Annotated in this window: 18 protein-coding genes; 7 read left to right on the forward strand and 11 right to left on the reverse strand. The window is 62.0% G+C overall.

The window, feature by feature from the left end:
• Window positions 1-74: 74 nt before the first annotated feature.
• From catA to BLW22_RS24655, 3 genes are read right to left on the reverse strand one after another with little or no spacing between them, the layout of a single operon-like run.
• The gene (gene catA, locus BLW22_RS24645) at window positions 75-1004 is read right to left on the reverse strand and encodes a catechol 1,2-dioxygenase (RefSeq protein ID WP_065925955.1); all 930 of its coding nucleotides are present in this window, start codon (window positions 1002-1004) and stop codon (window positions 75-77) included.
• A gap of 41 nt (window positions 1005-1045) precedes the next feature.
• A complete protein-coding gene (gene catC, locus BLW22_RS24650) occupies window positions 1046-1336 on the reverse strand; it encodes a muconolactone Delta-isomerase (RefSeq protein ID WP_027607668.1) in 291 nt (96 codons plus the stop codon).
• A gap of 12 nt (window positions 1337-1348) precedes the next feature.
• Complete coding sequence (locus BLW22_RS24655; protein WP_074847614.1) at window positions 1349-2476, reverse strand: muconate cycloisomerase family protein; 1128 nt, start codon at window positions 2474-2476, stop codon at window positions 1349-1351.
• A 114-nt stretch (window positions 2477-2590) separates the two neighbouring features.
• On the opposite strand from BLW22_RS24655, the gene BLW22_RS24660 reads away from it, so the two are divergent.
• Window positions 2591-3466, forward strand: coding sequence for a LysR family transcriptional regulator (locus BLW22_RS24660; RefSeq protein WP_065925953.1), 876 nt, complete (start codon window positions 2591-2593; stop codon window positions 3464-3466).
• Window positions 3467-3511: 45 nt separating this feature from the next.
• On the opposite strand, the gene BLW22_RS24665 is transcribed toward BLW22_RS24660, so the two are convergent.
• Complete coding sequence (locus BLW22_RS24665) at window positions 3512-4504, reverse strand: AraC family transcriptional regulator (RefSeq protein ID WP_074847615.1); 993 nt, start codon at window positions 4502-4504, stop codon at window positions 3512-3514.
• Between the two features lie 312 nt (window positions 4505-4816).
• Between BLW22_RS24665 and antA the strand changes: the two genes are divergently transcribed.
• The 4 genes from antA to BLW22_RS24685 all read left to right on the forward strand — a co-directional run bounded on the left by antA (window position 4817) and on the right by BLW22_RS24685 (window position 9377).
• Window positions 4817-6208, forward strand: a complete 1392-nt coding sequence (gene antA, locus BLW22_RS24670) for an anthranilate 1,2-dioxygenase large subunit (RefSeq protein ID WP_074847616.1) — start codon at window positions 4817-4819, stop codon at window positions 6206-6208.
• The gene (gene antB / locus BLW22_RS24675) at window positions 6208-6699 is read left to right on the forward strand and encodes an anthranilate 1,2-dioxygenase small subunit (RefSeq protein ID WP_065925950.1); all 492 of its coding nucleotides are present in this window, start codon (window positions 6208-6210) and stop codon (window positions 6697-6699) included. The genes antA and antB overlap by 1 nt, the downstream gene beginning before the upstream one ends.
• A 206-nt stretch (window positions 6700-6905) precedes the next feature.
• Window positions 6906-7913 carry an anthranilate 1,2-dioxygenase electron transfer component AntC gene (antC, locus tag BLW22_RS24680; protein WP_065925949.1) on the forward strand — a complete coding sequence of 336 codons (1008 nt, stop codon included), beginning with the start codon at window positions 6906-6908 and terminating at the stop codon, window positions 7911-7913.
• A 57-nt stretch (window positions 7914-7970) separates the two neighbouring features.
• Window positions 7971-9377, forward strand: coding sequence for an amino acid permease (locus BLW22_RS24685; protein WP_065925948.1), 1407 nt, complete (start codon window positions 7971-7973; stop codon window positions 9375-9377).
• Window positions 9378-9420: 43 nt separating this feature from the next.
• On the opposite strand, the gene kynA is transcribed toward BLW22_RS24685, so the two are convergent.
• Both kynA and kynB read right to left on the reverse strand, forming a co-directional pair.
• Window positions 9421-10278: a tryptophan 2,3-dioxygenase gene (gene kynA, locus BLW22_RS24690; protein WP_027607676.1), complete on the reverse strand. Its 858-nt coding sequence runs from the start codon at window positions 10276-10278 to the stop codon at window positions 9421-9423.
• Window positions 10275-10925: an arylformamidase gene (gene kynB / locus BLW22_RS24695; protein WP_065925947.1), complete on the reverse strand. Its 651-nt coding sequence runs from the start codon at window positions 10923-10925 to the stop codon at window positions 10275-10277. The genes kynA and kynB overlap by 4 nt, the downstream gene beginning before the upstream one ends.
• 300 nt (window positions 10926-11225) lie before the next feature.
• Here kynB and BLW22_RS24700 point away from each other — a divergent pair, with 300 nt between their 5' ends.
• Entirely contained in the window at window positions 11226-11570 is a 345-nt protein-coding gene (locus BLW22_RS24700) for a cupin domain-containing protein (RefSeq protein WP_003230905.1), read from the forward strand.
• Between the two features lie 179 nt (window positions 11571-11749).
• On the opposite strand, the gene mmsB is transcribed toward BLW22_RS24700, so the two are convergent.
• The gene (gene mmsB / locus BLW22_RS24705; protein ID WP_065925946.1) at window positions 11750-12637 is read right to left on the reverse strand and encodes a 3-hydroxyisobutyrate dehydrogenase; all 888 of its coding nucleotides are present in this window, start codon (window positions 12635-12637) and stop codon (window positions 11750-11752) included.
• Between the two features lie 14 nt (window positions 12638-12651).
• Complete coding sequence (locus tag BLW22_RS24710) at window positions 12652-14169, reverse strand: CoA-acylating methylmalonate-semialdehyde dehydrogenase (RefSeq protein WP_065925945.1); 1518 nt, start codon at window positions 14167-14169, stop codon at window positions 12652-12654.
• A gap of 131 nt (window positions 14170-14300) precedes the next feature.
• Between BLW22_RS24710 and BLW22_RS24715 the strand changes: the two genes are divergently transcribed.
• Complete coding sequence (locus BLW22_RS24715; RefSeq protein ID WP_065925944.1) at window positions 14301-15248, forward strand: LysR family transcriptional regulator; 948 nt, start codon at window positions 14301-14303, stop codon at window positions 15246-15248.
• Window positions 15249-15392: 144 nt separating this feature from the next.
• On the opposite strand, the gene BLW22_RS24720 is transcribed toward BLW22_RS24715, so the two are convergent.
• Genes BLW22_RS24720 through BLW22_RS24730 form a run of 3 tightly spaced genes read right to left on the reverse strand, consistent with a single transcriptional unit; the run spans window position 15393 to window position 17714 of the window.
• Window positions 15393-15884, reverse strand: coding sequence for an outer membrane lipoprotein YfiB (locus BLW22_RS24720; protein ID WP_065925943.1), 492 nt, complete (start codon window positions 15882-15884; stop codon window positions 15393-15395).
• A 4-nt stretch (window positions 15885-15888) separates the two neighbouring features.
• Window positions 15889-17151, reverse strand: coding sequence for a diguanylate cyclase DgcN/YfiN (locus BLW22_RS24725; RefSeq protein WP_065925942.1), 1263 nt, complete (start codon window positions 17149-17151; stop codon window positions 15889-15891).
• Window positions 17148-17714, reverse strand: coding sequence for a regulatory sequestration protein YfiR (locus BLW22_RS24730; protein ID WP_065925941.1), 567 nt, complete (start codon window positions 17712-17714; stop codon window positions 17148-17150). Before BLW22_RS24730 ends, BLW22_RS24725 begins: the two co-directional genes overlap by 4 nt.
• Between the last annotated feature and the right edge of the window lie 6 nt (window positions 17715-17720).

The raw sequence follows: 17720 nt of genomic DNA on the forward strand, positions 1-17720 counted from the left end.
ACGACACCGATCAAATGTGGGAGGGGCGGTGCGACGATTCGACTTGCCCCCTCCCACATTTTTGACCGTGTTGATCAATCCTCCAACGCGCGAACCCGCTGCATACGTTTTTGCTCTACCGGCGCTGCGGCGGTTTGCAACTCAAAGTCAAAATCAATCTGCGCAAACCGCCCCTCCACGCCAAACTCCCGCGCCAGTTGCTGATCGTCACTGAAGCGAATCTCGGCAATCAACTCATCCCGCGTCGCGTAGGCAAAATCATCGTGCAGGTACGGGTCATCCGACAGGTTGATCTGGGTGGTCAAGTGCCGATACCCCGGCGCCGAGATGAAGAAGTGGATATGCGCCGGGCGCTGCCCGTGACGCCCCAGTTGATCGAGCAACTGCTGGGTCGGCCCGGTCGGCGGGCAGCCGTAGCCCGACGGCACGATGCTGCGAAAGCGGTAGTTGCCCTGGGCGTCGGTCTCGATACGGCGGCGCAGGTTGAATTCGGATTGCGTCGGGTCGAACCACGAATACGTACCGCCGGTATTGGCCTGCCACACATCGACAATCGCCCCCGCCAACGGCTTGCCGTCGGTGTCGCGCACCTGCCCGCGCATAAACAGCGGCACAGCGTCGTCCTTGCCATCGTCCAGCCGCGCCTCGTACTTCGACAGCGGCGCGCCGGCCACATACAGCGGACCTTCGATGGTGCGCGGGGTACCACCGGACTTGCCGGCTTCCTCGTCGGCGGCGTCCATCAGCATATCCAGGTAATGCTCCAGGCCGAGCCCGGCGGCGAGCAGTCCGGCCTCCTGGTGCTTGCCCAGTTCGTTGAGGTAGTTGACCGCCTTCCAGAACTCTTCCGGGGTCACGTCCAGGTCTTCGATGATGTTTACCGTATCGCGCAGGATCCGGTAGATCAGCGCCTTGGTGCGCGGGTTGCCGCCGTCAGTGAGGTTGCCGCTGGCTTCTTCGAGAAACCGTTGGGCCTGGGCAGTCTGGGACAGTCGGATGGACATGGTGCGTTCCTCATCTTGTAGTTATCAGGGTGAAAACCGGCCTAGCGGTCGTCTTCATGGATCGACGAAGGGTGCCGGCACAAGGCATTCACTTCGATGGCCATGTAGGGGTAAAGCGGCAGTTGCATCAGCAGGTCATGCAGTTCTTGCACGCTGTCGACGTCGAACACGCTGTAGTTGGCGTAGAGCCCGGCGATGCGCCATAAGTGGCGCCATTTGCCCTGGTGCTGCAGACGCTGGGCAAAGGCCTTTTCGTCAGCCTTGAGGCTGGCGGCGCGCTCGGGGTGCATGTCGACGGGCAGGTTCACGGTCATTTTTACGTGGAACAACATGGGCGGCGCCTCTTAGTGTTTGTCACGACGGAAGAACGCCAGGCGCTCCTCATCGATGGCCAGGCCCAGGCCCGGCATGTGGGAGACATGCAGCTGGAAATCGCGGTACAGCGGCGGCTCGGCAAGAATGTCTTCGGTCAGCAACAGCGGGCCGAACAACTCGGTGCCCCACGCCAGTTTGTTCAGCGTGAGGAAGGCATGCGCCGACGCCAGGGTGCCGATCCCCCCTTCCAGCATGGTGCCGCCGTACAGGCCGATACCAGCGGCCTCGGCAATCGCGGCGGTGCGCAATACCGCGCGGGGGCCGCCGTTCTTGGCGATCTTCAGGGCGAACACCGAGGCCGCGCCTTCACGGGCCAGGTTGAAGGCATCTTCCACACACTCGATGGATTCGTCGGCCATGATCGGCGCCGGGCTCGACAGGTTGAGCCGGGCCATGCCGCCACGGTTGTTACGCGAGATCGGCTGTTCGATCAGGTCGACGCCGTGGTCGCCGAGCACCTTGCACGCACGCAGGGCCACGGCTTCGTCCCAGGCCTGGTTGACGTCGACGCGCACGCTGGCACGCTCGCCCAGGGCCTGTTTGATCGCGATGACATGGGCCAGGTCCTCGCCAACTTCACCGGCACCGATCTTCAATTTGAAGATGCGGTGGCGGCGCAGGTCGAGCATCTTTTCGGCCTCGGCAATGTCCTGGGCGGTATTGCCGCTGGCGAGGGTCCAGGCCACCGGCAGTGCATCGCGCACACGCCCACCGAGCAGTTCGCTGACCGGCAGGTTCAGGCGCTTGCCAAGGGCGTCGAGCAAGGCGCTTTCGATACCGGATTTGGCAAAGGTGTTGCCGCGAATGCTGCGTTCCAGGCGCAACATGGCCGCGTTGATATTGCTGGCGTCCTGGCCGATCAGCAGTGGGGCGAAGTGACGGTCGATGTTGACCTTGATGCTCTCGGGGCTCTCGTTGCCGTAGCTCAGGCCGCCGATGGTGGTGGATTCACCGATGCCTTCGATGCCGTCGGCGCAGCGCACGCGGATGATTACCAACGTCTGGTTTTGCAGGGTGTGCATCGCCAGCTTGTGCGGGCGAAGGGTGGGAAGGTCGACGATAATGGTCTCGATCGACTCGATGGCGCAAATCGGCATGGCAATACCCGCTGGGTTCTTTATAGATTTACGTCGATTCTGTGCCGCATTTTTCCTGGCTTCCAATATAGAATTAGTCTCGAGCAATACCCTTAAGGTATGAAAGGAGCCGTTATGGAACTGCGTCATCTGCGCTACTTCCAGGTGTTGGGGCAGACCCTCAACTTCACCCGCGCGGCCGAACGCCTGCACATCGCCCAGCCACCGTTGAGCCGGCAGATCCAACAATTGGAAGAGGAATTGGGCGTGATTCTGCTGGAGCGTGGCCGACCGCTGCGGCTGACCGAGGCCGGGCGGTTTTTCTATGAGCACGCCAATGTGTTGCTCGAACAATTGGCCAAGGTCTGCGACAACACCCGCCGCATCGGCCAGGGCGAGAAGACCTGGCTGGGCATCGGCTTTGCGCCGTCGACCTTGTATGGCGTGCTGCCGGAATTGATCCGGCGGTTGCGCAGCCATGAGGCGTTGGAACTGGAGTTGGGGCTGTCGGAGATGACCACCTTGCAGCAGGTCGAGGCGCTCAAGGCCGGACGTATCGACGTGGGCTTCGGGCGCATTCGTATCGACGACCCGGCCATCGTCCAGCGCGTGCTGGTGGAGGATCGGTTGGTCGCCGTGCTGCCCGCCGGCCACCCATTGCTCGATGCACCCGCGACCCTCGCCCAACTGGCCGCCGAGCCGTTTGTGCTCTACCCCGGTAACCCGCGCCCCAGCTATGCCGACCATGTGATTGCACTGTTCGACGCCCACGGCCTGAGCCTCAAGGTGGCGCAGTGGACCAACGAACTGCAGACCGCCATCGGCCTGGTCGGTGCGGGCATGGGCGTGACACTGGTGCCGGCGTCGGTGCAGGTGCTGCATCGCGCGGATATCGGCTACACGCCGGTTGTGGAAGCGACGGCGACCTCGCCGATCATTCTCAGCCGACGGGTGAATGATCAGTCGCCGGGGCTTAGTCATTGCCTGCAGTTGGTTGAAGAACTGATCTGAAATCGCCCAGGTACCGCCCCTCCCACAGGTTGATCTTCATCAGGTTCAAGTACTGCGCATACGCATGCGTTGCAGCGTCTGGCTGGGGGATTCATCGAACAGTTTTCGATACTCCGCCGAGAACCGCCCCAGGTGGGTAAAGCCCCAGCCGAAGGCGATCTCGGAGATGGTGCGGATCGATCCGTGCTCGAGGATTTCCTGGCGCACCGCACTCAGCCGGTGCTTCTTCAGGTAGGCCATGGGTGACAGGGCAAAGTACTTGCGAAACGCATCGAACAGCTTGAACCGCGACACCCCGGCAGCGGCTTCCAGGTCTTCCAGGTGCAGCGCCTCGCGGGCGTTGGCGTGAATGTATTGGCGCGCACGGATCAGGTAATGGGGCAGTTTCACCCCCAGTACGGCGCGCAGTTCTTCCGAGTAGTTGTTCGGTTGGGCGAGGATCAGGCCCTTGATCAATGAGCTTTCCAGGTCACGGGTGAACGCCGCCTGTTCATACAATTCGCTACGGCACTCCAGTTCGGCGATGAAGTAGCGCGCCATGCGCCACCACGACGCCGACGCCCCCTCCACCGCATCCATCACCGGTTCAAATTGCAGTGGCGCGTCAACCGGCCGTTGCAGCAAGCCCTCCAGCGACTCGCTCATCGCCGCCCGCGTGATCACCACCTGCAACTTGCGGCAGTCACCGGATATGGCCAGCACCTGGTGTTCATTGGGCGCAATGATCACGCCCTGATCACGGTTGGAACTCAGGCGTTGGCCGTTCTTGCTCAGCTCCTGCTCACCCACCAACGGCAGCGTGAGGCTGTAGCTGCTGAAGTGCTCGGCGTCTTCGATATCGATGGTCACGTCGGTGCCGTATTCGATCACGCCCAGGGTGGTGGCCCGGGACTTGAACACGTTGGCACTGTGATGAAAGCGCAGGCGCTCGGGCGTGCTCGTCGCCAGGCGGTGCGGCCCGCAAATGCCGGACATCCAGCTGCGGGCGCCTTCGAGGTCGAAGCGTTGGACATGGATATCGCGTGTAGGACTATTCATCAGTGTGCACCCACGGCGGTCAGGCGGTTGCGCGCTCTGGCGGCGCGTCGTTGTGGCTCCACAGCAAGTTCTACGCCACGCCGGCCCGATTGCAACCGGGTGGATAGCAACCGTCCACTATGTGGATAAACCGCAGGTGTTGACGCCCCTTGCCTCGCCAGACGGTAGCGCGTCGCGTCACCGCCCTGCACCACCGTGGGTATTTGCTGCCCAACTTTGCGGCCCACCTTCCCCCATTAAGCGGATAGCCCGCCACCTTGCCGCAGCCTCTTAATGGCTCACCTGTTCAGCCATTATCAAAAGGTGCCTCCCATGAGTGGTGCAAGAAGCGTCGAGCAATGGAAAAGCTTTATCGAGAGCTGCCTGGATTTTCGCCCGGCAGACTCCGTATTCCGCATCGCCCGCGACATGTTCACCGAGCCGGAGCTGTTTGATCTTGAGATGGAGTTGATCTTCGAGAAGAACTGGATCTACGCCTGCCATGAAAGCGAACTGGCCAATCATCATGACTTCGTGACGATGCGCGCCGGGCGCCAGCCGATGATCATTACCCGTGATGGCGAGGGCCGGCTCAATGCGCTGGTCAACGCCTGCCAGCATCGCGGCACCACCCTGACCCGGGTCGGCAAAGGCAACCAGTCCACCTTCACCTGTCCGTTCCACGCCTGGTGCTACAAGAGCGATGGCAGGCTGGTGAAGGTCAAGGCGCCGGGGGAATATCCGGAAAGTTTCGACAAGGCAACGCGCGGCCTGAAAAAGGCCCGCATCGAGAGCTACAAGGGTTTTGTCTTCATCAGCCTGGATGTGAATGGCCGTGACAGCCTGGAAGACTTCCTCGGCGACGCCAAAGTGTTCTTCGACATGATGGTCGCGCAGTCCGCCACTGGTGAGTTGGAGGTGCTGCCGGGCAAGTCGGCCTACACCTACGACGGCAACTGGAAACTGCAAAACGAAAACGGCCTGGACGGGTATCACGTCAGCACCGTGCACTACAACTATGTGGCCACGGTGCAGCATCGCCAGCAGGTGAATACCGAGAGCGGCAGCGGGTCCGCCAGCACCCTGGACTACAGCAAGCTCGGCGCCGGCGACGCCAACACCGATGACGGCTGGTTCGCCTTCAACAATGGCCACAGCGTGCTGTTCAGCGACATGCCCAACCCCAGCGTGCGCTCCGGCTACGCCACCATCATGCCGCGCCTGGTACAAGAGCATGGCCAGCAGAAGGCCAAGTGGATGATGCACCGCCTGCGTAACCTGAATATCTACCCGAGCCTGTTCTTCCTCGACCAGATCAGCTCGCAGCTGCGCATCATTCGTCCGGTGGCGTGGAACAAGACCGAGATCATCAGCCAGTGCCTGGGGGTGAAAGGCGAATCCGACGCCGACCGTGAAAACCGTATTCGCCAGTTCGAAGACTTCTTCAACGTCTCGGGCATGGGCACACCGGACGACCTGGTGGAGTTCCGCGAAGCCCAGCGTGGTTTCCAGGGCCGCCTGGAACGCTGGAGCGATATTTCACGCGGCAGCCATCGCTGGGAAACCGGGCCAACGCCGAACAGCGAAGCCATCGGCATCTCGCCGGCCATGACCGGCACCGAATTCACCCATGAAGGCCTGTACGTCAACCAGCACCGCAACTGGCAGCAGTTCCTGCTCAAGGGCCTGGACCAACACGCGCTGACACTGCGGGAGGTGGAATGATGAATGCGCCATTGCAGTATCGGATCGAGCAGTTTTTCTACCTTAAGTCCGAGCTGTGCGACGCCCAGGACTGGGACGCCTACGTGCAGTTGTTCGACCCCCAGAGCGAATTCCACCTGCCGCAATGGGACTCGGAGCACGTCTACACCCGCGACCCCAAGCGCGAGATGTCGCTGATCTACTACGCCAACCGTTCGGGCCTGGAAGACCGCGTGTTCCGCCTGCGCACCGGCAAGGCGGCGTCCGCTACACCGATGCCGCGCACCTTGCACCTGATCAACAACGTACGCATCGCCGAGCAGGCGGACGGCACGCTGGAGGTCCGGTTGAACTGGCACACGCTGTTCTATCGGCTGGCCACATCGGAGCAGTTCTACGGGCATGCCACCTATCGCCTCAAGCCCCATGGCGACAGTTGGCTGATCACTCGCAAGCATGCGCTGCTGCTTAACGACACCATCAATTCGGTGCTGGATTTCTATCACCTCTAAAGCACCCTTGTTGTTGTGGTGAGCGGGCTTTTTGTGGTGAACGGGCTTGCCCCGCGCTGGGTCGCGCAGCGGCCCTTGGTGCAAGCACTGCGGTTTGGCGGGAAAAATGCGGCGACTCTCATGGGGCTGCTTCGCAGCCCAGCGCGGGGCAAGCCCGCTCACCACAACAGGCCGTATGTACGTCATAAATATGCAGAGAACAACACATGAATCACAAAGTGGCCTTCAGTTTTGCCGACGGCAAGACCCTGTTTTTCCCGGTGGGCGCAAATGAAATCCTGTTGGATGCGGCGCTGCGCAATGGCATCAAGATCCCCCTGGACTGCCGCGAAGGCGTGTGCGGCACCTGCCAGGGGCGGTGCGAGTCGGGTGACTACACCCAGGACTATGTGGACGAGGAAGCCCTCTCTAGGCTCGACCTGCAACAGCGCAAGATGCTCAGTTGCCAGACGCGGGTGAAGTCCGACGCGGCGTTCTACTTCGACTTTGATTCGAGCCTGTGCAATGCGCCGGGGCCGGTGCAAGTGCGCGGGACGGTCAGCGAGGTGCAACAGGTGTCGACCAGCACGGCGATCCTGAAGGTGCAGTTGGATGCGCCGCTGGATTTTCTACCGGGCCAATATGCGCGCCTTGCGGTACCGGGCACAGGCCATTGGCGTTCCTACTCCTTCGCCAACCTGGCGGGCAATCAATTGCAGTTCCTGATCCGCTTGCTGCCCGATGGGGTGATGAGCAACTACCTGCGTGAGCGCTGCCAAGTCGGCGATGAACTGCGGATGGAAGCACCGCTGGGTGCGTTCTACCTGCGCCATGTGACCCAACCGCTGGTGCTGGTCGCCGGCGGCACCGGGCTGTCGGCGCTGCTGGGCATGCTCGATCAACTGGCCGCCACCGGCTGCAACCAGCCGGTGCATCTCTACTATGGCGTACGCGGCGCCGAGGACTTATGCGAAGCCCCACGCATCGCGGCCTATGCGGCGAAACTGCCGGGTTTTCGCTACACCGAAGTCCTCAGCGATGCCGCCCCCGACTGGGCCGGCAAGCGCGGCTACCTCACCGAGCATTTCGACCTGGCCGAATTGCGCGACGGATTGGCGGATATGTACGTGTGCGGCCCTCCGCCAATGGTCGAATCCATCCAACAATGGCTGGCGGATCAGGCACTTGATGGCGTTCAGCTGTATTACGAAAAGTTTACGCAGAGTAATATCTGACTCCTCAGCACTTCTGAGGGGTTCTACCCCGAGAAAAACAAGTAGAAGGGAACGTTAATGGCGGATGACATGGTTAACCCGGCAGGCCTCAAGCGTGGCCTTAAGAACCGGCATATTCAGTTGATCGCCTTGGGCGGGGCGATAGGCACGGGGCTGTTCCTCGGTTCGGCCGGGGTACTCAAGTCGGCAGGGCCGTCGATGATCCTGGGCTACGCGATCGCCGGTTTCATCGCGTTCCTGATCATGCGCCAGCTCGGCGAGATGATCGTCGAAGAACCGGTGGCCGGCTCGTTCAGCCACTTCGCGCACAAATACTGGGGCGGTTACGCGGGCTTCCTGGCCGGCTGGAACTACTGGGTGCTCTACGTGCTGGTGGGCATGGCCGAGCTGACTGCGGTGGGCAAGTACATCCAGTTCTGGTGGCCGCAGATCCCGACCTGGGTCAGCGCCCTGGTGTTCTTTGTCGCGGTGAACCTGATCAACACCCTGAACGTGAAGTTCTTCGGTGAAGCGGAGTTCTGGTTCGCGATCATCAAGGTGGTGGCGATTGTCGGCATGATCGTGCTCGGCTGTTACCTGCTGTTCAGCGGCACCGGCGGCCCGCAAGCGTCGGTCAGCAACCTGTGGAGCCACGGCGGATTCTTCCCGAATGGCGGCATGGGGCTGTTGATGTCCATGGCCTTCATCATGTTCTCGTTCGGCGGCCTGGAGCTGGTGGGTATCACCGCTGCCGAGGCCAGTGAGCCCCGCAAGGTGATCCCCAAGGCGATCAACCAGGTGGTGTACCGGATCCTGATTTTCTACGTCGGCGCATTGACCGTACTGCTGTCGCTGTACCCATGGGATCAACTGCTGCAAACCCTCGGCGCGTCAGGCGATGCCTACAGCGGCAGCCCGTTTGTGCAGATCTTCTCGCTGATCGGCAACGACACCGCCGCCCACATCCTCAACTTCGTGGTGCTGACCGCGGCGCTGTCGGTGTACAACAGCGGCGTGTACTGCAACAGCCGCATGCTGTTCGGCCTGGCCGAGCAAGGCGATGCGCCGAAAGCGCTGATGAAGCTCAACAAGCAAGGCGTACCGCTGCGAGCCCTGGCGATCTCGGCGCTGGTGACGATGCTGTGCGTGGTGGTCAACTACGTGGCACCGCAAAGTGCCCTGGAGCTGCTGTTCGCGCTGGTGGTTGCCTCGCTGATGATCAACTGGGCGCTGATCAGCATCACCCACATCAAGTTCCGCAAAGCTATGGGTGAGCAAGGGGTAACACCGTCGTTCAAGACCTTCTGGTTCCCGTTCAGCAACTACCTGTGCCTGGCGTTCATGCTGATGATCATCAGCGTGATGCTGGCGATCCCGGGGATTCGCGAGTCAGTGTATGCGATGCCGGTTTGGGTGGGGGTTATCTATGTGGCCTACCGGTTGCGAATGAGCAAGACGAAAGCGGTCGCCGCCTCCCGCATTTGATTGCATTGCAAATGAAAAGCCCCGGTGATCCGGGGCTTTTTGTTTACAGCGTGGAGCGCACTCGCCACAGCTCGGGGAACAGCACGGTGTCGAGCATCTTGCGCAGGTAACCCACGCCCTCGGTGCCGCCGGTGCCGGGCTGGAAGCCGATAATCCGCTCCACTGTGGTCACATGCCGGAAGCGCCATTGGCGGAACGAATCCTCCAGGTCGATAAACTTCTCGGCCAACTGATACAAGTCCCAATACCGGCTCGGATCGCGATACACCTCGCGCCACGCCGCCTCCACCGACTCATCGTGAACGGTCGCCGCCGTCGGATCGCGCTCGGCACGCTTGGGGTCAATCGCCAGCCCCGCCTTGACCATCAGGTTGATCGCCTCGTCATACAGCGACGGCGTGGCAATCGCCACCTGCAACGCCTGCAACAACTCAGGCCGATGGGCGTGGGGGCGCAACAGCGCGGGGCTCTTGTTGCCGAGGATAAATTCGATCTCGCGGTACTGGAACGACTGGAACCCGGAGGACTGCCCCAGGAACGGGCGAATCGCCTTGTATTCCGACGGCGTCATGGTCGCCAGCACAGCCCAGGCGTGCACCAGTTGATCGAAGATCCGCGACACCCGCGCCAGCATCTTGAATGCCGGCGGCAACTCGCCCAGGCGCACGTGTTCGCGGGCGGCCTTGAGTTCGTGGAGCATCAGCTTCATCCACAGCTCGGAGGTCTGGTGCTGGATGATGAAGAGCATTTCGTTGTGGTCCGGCGACAGCGGGTGCTGGGCGCTGAGCACTTTGCCCAGGTCCAGGTAGTCGCCGTAGCTCATGGACTCGGAAAAATTCAGTTCGGCGTTATGCCATTCTTCCGGTGGCTGGTAGTCGGCAGAGAAAGGACATTGGCTCATCGCGTGGGCTCCTTGAGCGGGCGGAGAATGGCACGGACCGGGCTGGCGTCCAGGTTGGCGAAACGCAGCGGCAGGGCGATCAGTTCGTAGTCGCCCTCCGGTACGTCGTCGAGCACGATGCCTTCAAGGATCGCCATGCCATGCCGCGCCACGGCGTTGTGGGCATCCATGGTCTTGGACTGTTGCGGGTCCAGGGAGGGCGTGTCGATACCGATCAGGCGCACACCCAGGCCGGCCAGCAGTTCAATGGTCTGCGGGGCGATGGCGGTGAAGTTCGAATCCCATTCGGTCAGCGGTGCTTGTGGATAAGTACGCAGCAGCACGCGCTCCGGCAGGTTATCCACACGCCCTTGCAACTGATGGGGCTGGACCAGCGCACCGCTGTCCAGGCAATGCAGCACCCGGCACGGGCCCATGTACACCTCCAGCGACACCTCGCCAATCGGCGCTCCGTCGGCGCTGTAATGCAGCGGCGCATCCACATGGGCGCCGGTGTGCGGCGACAGGGTGATGCGTCCGACATTCACCGGGCACTCCGGGCCGAACTGCCACACACGCTCTTCCTGGAACGGCGTATCGCCCGGCCAGGTCGGGGTTGCCGTGCTCAAGGGCGGACTGATATCCCACCACGTTTTTATTGAGGTCATTTGAAGGCTCTCGGCGGTTACTGGGGTGAATGATACGAGGGCCAGACGTGAATTTTCTTGCGAATTCGTGCGCCGTGAGTGACTTCTTTCGCACTTACTGCGAGGAAATCACTGATTCACGCTCAAAAGTGTCGGCTGACCCGGCGCCATCGGGGGCAAGCCCCCTCCCACATTGACTGCACATGGCTTGAGGAGTCGTGTTCACCTGCGCTTCTGGGCATCCCGATGTCGAGTTCAGACCACTGGCGCAACGTCCCAGGCCTTAGGGTGCATCTTTCCATTCCCTGCCTCGGAGTCATCATGTCCAAGCCCATCACCGTACTGCGCGACACCCACCCCCTGCCGGTCCTGGATGCCTGCAAATGGGAAAAGCTCGAAGGCGACCCGCACACCGTCAACCTCAACGCCTACACCAGCGAAGACGGCAGCAAGATCATGGGCACCTGGATCTGCACGCCGGGCAAGTGGTATGTCGAATATGTGAAATGGGAATACTGCCATTTCCAGGAAGGCTACTGCGTGATCACGCCTGAGGGGATGGAACCGATTCACTTGCGGGCTGGGGATATCTTTGTGGTGGAGCCAGGGATGAAGGGAACGTGGGAAGTGGTCGAGACGGTACGTAAGTATTTTGTGTTTGCTTGAGTTTTTTGTGGTGCAGTCGCCTTCTGTGGTGAGCGGGCTTGCCCCGCGCTGGGCTGCAAAGCAGCCCCAATAAAAAACGCCGCATTCTCTCAGAAAGAATGCGGCGTCTGGTTTCAGGGCCGCTTCGCGCCCCAGCGCGGGGCAAGCCCGCTCACCACAATGCTCGTCCCTGAATGCCCTTATTTGGGCTTGCGGTAGCTGTTGATAATCGCCGAGAAGTCTTGGCCCCCTTCCCCACGCTGACTCATCGATTGGTACAACTGCTGAGCCACAGCCCCCAGAATCACCGGCTGTTTCGCCTGGCGCGCCGCCTCGGTAGCCAGGCCCAAATCCTTGAGCATCAAATCGGCGCCGAACCCGCCGGTATAGCCACGGGACGACGGCGCGGTTTCGATCACGCCCGGCCATGGGTTGTAGGTGTCGGAACTCCAGCAGCGCCCGGTGGAGCTGTTGATGATCCCGGCCAGCACCTGGGTATCGATGCCCAGCGCGTCGCCCAAGGCCATGGCTTCGCTGACGCCGACCATGCTGATGCCGAGCAGCAGGTTGTTGCAGATCTTGGCGATTTGCCCGGTGCCCACATCGCCGCAGTGCACGATGTTGCGGCCCATCTGTGCCAGCACCGGTTGCAGGGTGGCGAACAGTTCCGGGGTGGCGCCGACCATGAAGGTCAGGGTCCCGGCCTGCGCCCCGCCGGTGCCGCCGGAGACCGGTGCGTCGGCCATCACCACGCCTTGCTTGGCGGCAGCAGCGGCGACGTCGCGCGCGGTCTGTGGGTCGATGGTGCTGCAATCCACCGCGGGCACGCCGTTGCCGATCCCCGCCAGCACACCGTCTTCATTCAACCAGACACTGCGCACATGGGCGGCGGCGGGCAGCATGGTGATCACCAGCTCGGCGCCGCGGGCAGCGTCACGCGGCGAGTCGCTGATGTTGCCGCCCAATTCGGCGAGTTCCTTGAGCACCGTCTGGTTCAGGTCGAACAGGTTCAGCCCATGGCCGGCCTTGATCAGGTTGCGGGCCATCGGTGCGCCCATGTTGCCCAAGCCGATAAATGCAATCTTCATGGTCGTCTCCCGAATCAGCGCAGGTTGATGGTGGTATTGACGCCATCGTTGACCGTGTCGTCGTCAAACCAACGGCTGGTGACGGTCTTGGTCTGGGTGTAGAACTGCACCACTTGCTTGCCGTACGGGCCGAGGTCGCCGAGCTTGGAGCCACGGGAACCGGTGAAGCTGAAGAACGGCACGGGCACCGGGATCGGGATGTTGATACCGACCTGGCCCACATCGATTTCGCTCTGGAATTTACGCGCCGCCGCCCCGCTCTGGGTGAACAGGCCGGTGCCGTTGCCGAACGGGTTGGCGTTGACCAGCGCAATGGCCTGATCGAGGGTGTCGACTTCCAGCACCACCAGCACCGGGCCGAAGATTTCCTGGGTGTAGATCTGCATATCGGTGGTCACGCCCGAGAACAGGGTCGGACCGACGAAGTTGCCTTGCTCGAAGCCCGGCACCTTGATGTCGCGGCCATCCAGCTCGAGCTTGGCGCCTTCTTTCACGCCGCTTTCGATCAATTCCAGGATACGGGCCTTGGCGCGCTTGGAGATCACCGGGCCGACATCCGTGCCGGCTTCGCTGCCGGCGTTGACCTTGAGCTTTTGCGCCAGCGCTTTCAGATCCGGCAGCCATTGCTTGGCCGCGCCCACCAGCACCACCACCGAGGTGGCCATGCAACGCTGGCCCGCCGCGCCGAAACCGGCACCGACGAGGGCATTGAGGGTGTGCTCGCGGTTGGCATCCGGCAGCACCACGGCGTGGTTCTTGGCGCCCATCATCGATTGCACGCGCTTGCCGTGCTTGCCGGCCAGGTCGTAGACATGAGTGCCGACGGCAGTCGAACCGACAAAGGACACAGCCTTGATGTCTTTATGGGTGCACAGCGCATCCACCACGTCCTTGCCGCCGTGCACCACGTTGAGCACACCCGCCGGTACGCCGGCTTCCAGCGCCAGCTCCACCAACAGCAGGGTCGAAAGTGGGTCTTGTTCGGACGGCTTGAGAACGAAGGTGTTGCCGCAGGCGATGGCCATCGGGAACATCCACAGCGGAATCATCGCCGGGAAGTTGAACGGGGTAATGCCGGCACACACGCCAATGGGTTGGCGCAGGGTGTAGGTATCGACGCCACCGGCGACGTTCTCGGCGAACTCGCCCATTTGCAGGGTGCCGATGGAGCAGGCGTGCTCCACCACTTCCAGGCCACGGAAAATATCGCCCTCGGCATCGGCAATGGTCTTGCCCTGCTCGGCGCTGAGGACCACCGCGATGCGCTTGGAGTGTTCGCGGATCAGGGCTTGCAGCTTGAGCATGATGCGCATGCGCGCGCCGATCGGCGTCAGCTTCCAGGTCTGGAAGGCTTGATGGGCGGCGTCGATGGCGGCATTGACTTCATCGGCCGTGGCGAACGGGACTTTGGCCAGCACTTGCTGGGTGGCCGGGTTGACGATGTCTTGCCAATGGGTGGTCTTGGACTCGACCCACTCACCATTGATGAGCAACTTGACCTGTTGCACGGAAATATCGGCAGATGCGTTCATGTGGTCTCCAACTCTTATATTTATGCAGAGACAAGGCGCTTGAATCGCCTTGAAGAATGAGGCGTTCGGACTGTTTTTGGAGTATAGATGTGCAAATCTCTAATAAGAACGCACATAAAAGCCGGTCCAATATGCAAAAAAACATCACATCACTGGGTTCCCTGAATTGGGATGACCTGAAGTTTTTCCTCGAAGTGGCCCGCACCCGCAAGGCCAGCGTCGCCGCCAAGCGCCTGGCGGTGGACTACACCACCGTGTCGCGGCGCATCAGCTCATTGGAAGTGTCCCTCGGTACGCTGCTGTTCGAAAAATCCCGGACCAACGGCTTCGTCCTCACCCCCGAAGGCCAGCGTTTGCTGGGCTACGCCGAGTCCATCGAAAGCACCCTGCACATGGCCTGCGAGCAAGTGTCCGGCTCCGGCGTGGCGCTGTCCGGCCATGTGCGCATGGGCTGCACCGAAGGCTTCGGCAGCTTCTTCGTCACCCCGCAGTTGAGCCACTTCGTCGACACCTACCCCGCCATCTCGGTCGACATCCTGCCCCTGCCCCACTTCATCAGCCTGTCCAAGCGCGAAGCCGACATCGTCATCGCCCTGGAACGCCCGGAACACGGGCCCTACGTGTGCTGCAAACTGTGCGACTACAAACTGCAGCTGTACGCGACCCAGGAATACCTCGACCAACACCCGCCTATCCACAAACCGGCAGATTTGGCCGAGCATCCGTTTATCAGCTATGTGGATGATCTGGCCTTCAGCTCGGAGCTGCTGTACCTGGCCAACGTCGTGCCCGGCGCCAGCGCCAGCCTGCGCAGTACCAGCGTGATTGCGCAGTACGTGGCGGCGCAGCAAGGGCGGTCGATGGCGATCTTGCCGTGCTTTCTCGCGGCACAGGATCCACGGCTGCTGCCGGTGCTAGGGGAGCAGATTGCGATTACCCGGCAGTTCTGGATGTATTGCCGGGAGGACCTGAGGAAGCTGAAGCGGATTACGTTGTTGTGGGATTACATCCGCGAGGTGACGGAGCAGAACCAGGGGTTGTTGATGGGGGAGACGCGGGAGATGCGGTTTGCGGATTAAAGGCCAGCAACGACAACTCCCCTTAAATGGCAGGAGGCTCCTAGAGAATCTCCGGCCAACTAAGCGAACACCGTTCGAATGTGGGAGGTGGCAAGCCCTCTCCCACATTTTGATTGGATTTCAGATTGAAATCGGGCTGCCGGCTCAGTCCGCGATCACCACAATCGACACCCGCCGATTCTCGGTACGCCCTTCCGCTGTGTCGTTGGTGTCCACCGGTTTACTGCTGCCCAGCCCACGCAGCTGGATGTTTTCCTCTTTCATGCCCACGCCCTGCAGCACCGTCGCCACGCTTTTCGCGCGGCGCAGGGACAGTTGCTGGTTGTAGGTTTCCTTGCCCGAGCCGTCGGTGTGGCCATCGACGCGTACGCGCTCGATGCCCACACCCAGCAGGGCCTTGCCGATGCGTTGGACGATGTCGGTGCTGGGTTGGTTAAGGGTTTCGACGTCACTGCCAAACAGCACTTTGCCGGACAGGCCGAACGCCCAGCCGTCATCGGTAAGCTCGAAGCCCTGTTGCTTGAGGACGGCGACTTGCGCCGGGGTCAGGCCTTTGGGAGGCGCCGTCTGGCAGCCGCCAAGGGCGAGCAGTGTCACCAGCAGGGTGATAAACATAAGACGCGCGGTCGAGAACAAGGGATCAACTCCTGTGTTGAACGTTGACGACGGGGCTCTCCGACTCCGCCGTTTGCTGGCCACCCGAGGACAAACGCTTGGCCTGGTACATCGCCGCATCGGCGGCATTGAGCAAGGTGCCGGGTGTGACGCCATGTTCGGGGTAGATGGCGATACCAATACTGAGGGAGGTCAACACCTGGGTGTCGCCAGGCACGGCAATCGGCATGTCCATGCTGGCGATGATTTTTTCGGCAATGCGCTGGGCGTCTTCCACCTTGTGCAGCGGCGCCAGCAGGATGGCGAACTCGTCACCGCCGAGGCGCGCTACCAGGTCATCTTCACGCAATTGCGCACGCACCCGTTCGGCGACGGCCACCAGCACGGCATCACCGGCGGCATGGCCGAAGCTGTCATTGATCTCTTTGAACCGGTCGCTGTCGAGGTACAGCACGGCCACCTGCTCCTTGGCTTTGGCGGCGCTGCGCAGCGCGCGAATCAGGCGGCCTTCGAAGTACGCGCGGTTGGGCAGACCGGTAAGGCTGTCGTGGTTGGCCTTGTGGGCGAGAGTTTCGTTTTCGCTTTGCAGATGGTTTTGCCAGGCTTCCATCTCGCCAAGCAAGGCATTGAAGTCGCTGCCCAGGCTGTCGAGTTCGGCGATGCGGGCCGGCGGCACGCGGCGGTCGAAGTCACGCTCGCTGCGGGCGGCGTGGGCCACGGCGGCGAGGCTTTGCAGCGGCTGCGTAATGCCACGCAACAGACGCCGCGCCAAGTGCAGGGCGACCCAGGCACTGAGGACGGTGCAGATCAGGATCCCCGCCAGGCCGCTGAGCAGGAAGCGCAGCAGGCTACCGCCGTGGCCGGTCAGGTGAATGCTGCCGATGGTGCGCCCCTGGTGGAGGATCGGTTGGCTGATGGGCTGCTCGAGCAGGGTATGCGCCAGCGCCAGTTCAACCCGGGAGAGCATGCCGGTTTCCGGACGTTCCCAGTGCGCCAACAGCCGGCCACTGCTATCGAACACGTCAGCCTGGGCGACTTCTTCGGTGGAGGCAATCAGGCTGAGGGCTTCGGTGGCCGCGCCGCGGTCGTTGAACACCACGGCCGCTTCCACGGTGTAGTTGATGGACCGGGCGATCAGGTGCAGGTTGTGTTCGGCGTAGACCCGCAGCGCCAACACGCCGAGCAGGGTCAGGGAAACACTGGCCAGCGTCACCGCCACCAGCGCCAGGATCATGTGCCCTCGGCCGATGACGGAACGCAGGGTAGGTCGTACGTTCGCCACTTTCATGTGGCGGGCGCCCGGCGCCGGGACAGTTGCAACACGCTGGGATGAATGCGCACGCCGCTGCGCGCCACCGAGTCGAGGTTGACCTCAAACGACACTTGCTCATCGCCCACCCGCAGGCAGAACAGACTGCCCACGGTGCACTGGTCGCCGCCTTCGCTGATGCTGAGCACGGGGTGGCCGATCAACGAGGCAAACAGGCGGTTGCGTTCGTCATTGCTGAGTTTGCCGATGTACACGGCGTCGCAGGCGTTGACCACATCGGGGTGGTCGACCAGCAGGCGCCGCACCACGACCGGACGACCGGTAGCCTGGGTGGTGCCTTTGATCAGGTCGTCGGTGTATTGGGTCGGGCCGACGATGCACAGGCGCAGTTGCTCCGGCTCTACCGGCCAGCGGGCATAGCTGAGGATACCGAGTACCACTTGCGTGACCGCCTGGGCGCGCTGGTCCGCCGGGCCTGGGCCCTCGGCAAATACGCGGGGCGCCAGCAGGCATAGAACCGCCACCAGCAGCAGGCGCCTCCAGCTCAAACTACGCTCTGTGGGCGAGACGGCCACGTTCATGCAGCG

This window comes from Pseudomonas marginalis (assembly GCF_900105325.1).
Taxonomy (GTDB): domain Bacteria; phylum Pseudomonadota; class Gammaproteobacteria; order Pseudomonadales; family Pseudomonadaceae; genus Aquipseudomonas; species Aquipseudomonas marginalis.

Excerpts from the sequence above, each read along its gene's own strand:
- kynA (WP_027607676.1), bottom strand. The coding sequence starts at position 10,278 with ATGAGCCAATGTCCTTTCTCTGCCGACTACCAGCCACCGGAAGAATGG.
- BLW22_RS24725 (WP_065925942.1), bottom strand. The coding sequence starts at position 17,151 with ATGAAAGTGGCGAACGTACGACCTACCCTGCGTTCCGTCATCGGCCGA.
- antB (WP_065925950.1), top strand. The coding sequence starts at position 6,208 with ATGAATGCGCCATTGCAGTATCGGATCGAGCAGTTTTTCTACCTTAAG.
- catC (WP_027607668.1), bottom strand. The coding sequence starts at position 1,336 with ATGTTGTTCCACGTAAAAATGACCGTGAACCTGCCCGTCGACATGCAC.
- mmsB (WP_065925946.1), bottom strand. The coding sequence starts at position 12,637 with ATGAAGATTGCATTTATCGGCTTGGGCAACATGGGCGCACCGATGGCC.
- BLW22_RS24700 (WP_003230905.1), top strand. The coding sequence starts at position 11,226 with ATGTCCAAGCCCATCACCGTACTGCGCGACACCCACCCCCTGCCGGTC.
- BLW22_RS24710 (WP_065925945.1), bottom strand. The coding sequence starts at position 14,169 with ATGAACGCATCTGCCGATATTTCCGTGCAACAGGTCAAGTTGCTCATC.
- kynB (WP_065925947.1), bottom strand. The coding sequence starts at position 10,925 with ATGACCTCAATAAAAACGTGGTGGGATATCAGTCCGCCCTTGAGCACG.
- BLW22_RS24685 (WP_065925948.1), top strand. The coding sequence starts at position 7,971 with ATGGCGGATGACATGGTTAACCCGGCAGGCCTCAAGCGTGGCCTTAAG.
- antA (WP_074847616.1), top strand. The coding sequence starts at position 4,817 with ATGAGTGGTGCAAGAAGCGTCGAGCAATGGAAAAGCTTTATCGAGAGC.
- BLW22_RS24660 (WP_065925953.1), top strand. The coding sequence starts at position 2,591 with ATGGAACTGCGTCATCTGCGCTACTTCCAGGTGTTGGGGCAGACCCTC.
- BLW22_RS24730 (WP_065925941.1), bottom strand. The coding sequence starts at position 17,714 with ATGAACGTGGCCGTCTCGCCCACAGAGCGTAGTTTGAGCTGGAGGCGC.
- catA (WP_065925955.1), bottom strand. The coding sequence starts at position 1,004 with ATGTCCATCCGACTGTCCCAGACTGCCCAGGCCCAACGGTTTCTCGAA.
- BLW22_RS24655 (WP_074847614.1), bottom strand. The coding sequence starts at position 2,476 with ATGCCGATTTGCGCCATCGAGTCGATCGAGACCATTATCGTCGACCTT.
- antC (WP_065925949.1), top strand. The coding sequence starts at position 6,906 with ATGAATCACAAAGTGGCCTTCAGTTTTGCCGACGGCAAGACCCTGTTT.
- BLW22_RS24715 (WP_065925944.1), top strand. The coding sequence starts at position 14,301 with ATGCAAAAAAACATCACATCACTGGGTTCCCTGAATTGGGATGACCTG.
- BLW22_RS24665 (WP_074847615.1), bottom strand. The coding sequence starts at position 4,504 with ATGAATAGTCCTACACGCGATATCCATGTCCAACGCTTCGACCTCGAA.